Annotated in this window: 1 protein-coding gene; it reads right to left on the bottom strand. The window is 49.9% G+C overall.

The window, feature by feature from the left end:
- A partial coding sequence (locus tag ACEW8S_RS08520; protein WP_373517734.1) for an FAD-dependent oxidoreductase occupies positions 1 to 2,506 on the bottom strand: 2,506 nt, incomplete at both ends.

Below are 2,506 nucleotides of genomic sequence, written 5' to 3'. Positions count from 1 at the left end.
GTAAAAGCGTTGGCTTACATCCATCAAAATAATTTCTTCATAGCTGGTATCGTCGGCGGGCGCGTTGACCATACCGATACTGCATAGGTCAAGGTTCTCGAATTTAAGGATGTTCATCAAAACGGAACCGGAATAGATACTACTCAGATCCCCAAGAATAAAGTTGGCCGCCACATCGGCCTGTTGCTCGGCGGCGGAGGTTATCCCGAAAAGTGCATTATTGAACTCCGCAATCTCTCCGAGGGCAAAGATCGATGGGTCGTTGGTCTGTAAATAAGAGTTGACCACGATGCCACGCCGGGTATCGAGACCGGCTTGTTTGGCCAATTCGATATTCGGTCGTGTACCGATGGCATAGACGATCGCATTGCATTGTAGGGTACGCCCCGTTTTTAGGTTGACCAATAACGAATGTGCGTTTTCCTTTTCCTCGAATACGGTACTGACCTCATTGTCAAAATAGATGTGGATGCCCCTATCCATGACATCTTCGGCCAGCAGCCGACTGGCGACCCGATCTAATTGGCGTTCCATCAGGCGCGGTGCCCGTTGTATGATACTGATGTTGACCTCTATTTTTTTTAATGCCGCGGCCAGTTCCAGTCCCAAAAGTCCGCCGCCCACGACGACCACGTGCCTACTTTCGGACGGAAGTCCCGTTTGTTGCAAGTAGCGCTTTAACCGGTCGGCATCGCCACGTTCGCGCATGGTAAAGCGACCGGGAAGGTCCATTCCCATTTCACTCGGAACAAAGGCCCGACTGCCCGTGGCCATAATCAAAAGGTCATAATCATGTGCCTCTCCGTTTGCGTCAATAACTTGCTTTTGTACCCTATCGATCTCGGTTATGCCATTTCCGGGGTGCAGGGCAATGTCCAGTTTTTTTAGTTCGCCAATCTTTAGTTTTTCCAAGGCCTCCCAAGACAGTTCGTCGTTAACGTACTCGGGCAGTAGTACACGATTATAAAAGGGGTCATTTTCATTGGAAAAAACATGAAGTTCGTCTTTTTTGTTCTTTTCCCGATAGGTCTGAATAAAGCGGTAAGCCGCTGCGCCCGCACCGACAATGATTATTTTTTGCACTGGTTTGACATACTTTCTTACCTGTACGGCGCAGTACTTGAAATCCGGCTCCTTTGAAACGGGATCCACCAAATCGTTCGTCAGATTGTTGGCCCTGCCAAAAGCGTTGTTCAACATTTTGCCCCAATGCATGGGTAGGAATACGACCCGTTCGCGAATATCGAAGTTGATTTTCACTTTGACCTGAACCTGGCCCCGTCGGCTATTTATAACGGCAATATCGCCTTCCTTTAAATTACGAAGGTAGGCGTCGATTCTATTGATTTCCAGATAGGGCTGGGGAATATGGGTGAGCAAGCGTTTTACCTTCCCGGTCTTGGTGCGGGTATGCCATTGGTCCCTGACCCTTCCCGTGGTCAGTATTAGCGGGAAATCGGCATCGGTTTCCTCAGATTTGTTGTATAAACTCTGTGGGGCGTTGAAATGTGCTTTTTTATCGCTGGTATGGAATTGAAAATCGGTTAACAACCGCGGGGTTCCCGAATGTGTTTTATGGGGCACCGGCCATTGAAAACTGCCTTCGTCCTTTAGTCGGTCGTAAGAAAGTCCGGATACGTCGATATTCGTTCCCTTGGTGAGCAGACAATGTTCGTCGTACACCTCGCTGGCGTTTTTGTAGTCAAACCCACTAAAGCCCATGGCCTGTGCAAAACGCCAAAGAATCTCGACATCGGGAAGGGCATCCCCCGGGGCATCGATAACCTTGGGAAGATAGCTGACACGCCTTTCGGAGTTGGTCATGGTGCCCTCCTTTTCCAACCATCCGGCGGCGGGCAGCAGCAGATCGGCAAATTCGGTAGTCTCGGAGCGGTACGAAATATCTTGCACGACCACAAAAGGGGCATTTTTTAATGCGCTTATCGTATGGTTTACATTGGGCATACTCACGGCGGGATTGGTGCAGATGATCCAAATGGCCTTTAACTTTCCGTTTTCAAGGGCATCGAACATTTCGGTAGCGGTATAGCCCGGTTCGGATTTGATTTCGGTGCCGCCCCAAAAATCGGCCACTTCCTTTCGGTGTAGGGGGTTACCCAGTTCTCGGTGCGCGGCCAAAAGATTGGCCATGCCCCCGACCTCGCGACCGCCCATGGCATTCGGTTGTCCCGTCAATGAGAATGGGCCACATCCCGGTTTGCCGATCTGGCCGGTAAGCAGCGAAAGGTTCATAAGGGATACGTTCTTGGAGACCCCGATAACACTTTGGTTGAGGCCCATCGTCCACATACTGATAAACTTACTGGCTTCCCCGATATATAGGGCCGCTTTTCTAATTTCGGATGCCGAAATCCCACAAATTTTGGCCGCCTGTCGGATCGAAAGGGAAAAAGCGGTCTGTTTGCAGGCCTCAAAATTGGAAGTATGCTTGCCGATAAAACTTTTGTCGATTTTTCTTTTTTCGATCAACCAGCGGGCGATGGCA

Origin of the sequence: Pricia sp., from assembly GCF_041745955.1 — a bacterium.
GTDB lineage: Bacteria > Bacteroidota > Bacteroidia > Flavobacteriales > Flavobacteriaceae > Pricia.
Note: the sequence above shows the minus strand (reverse complement) of the source record. Positions and strands in the feature narration are given on the sequence as shown.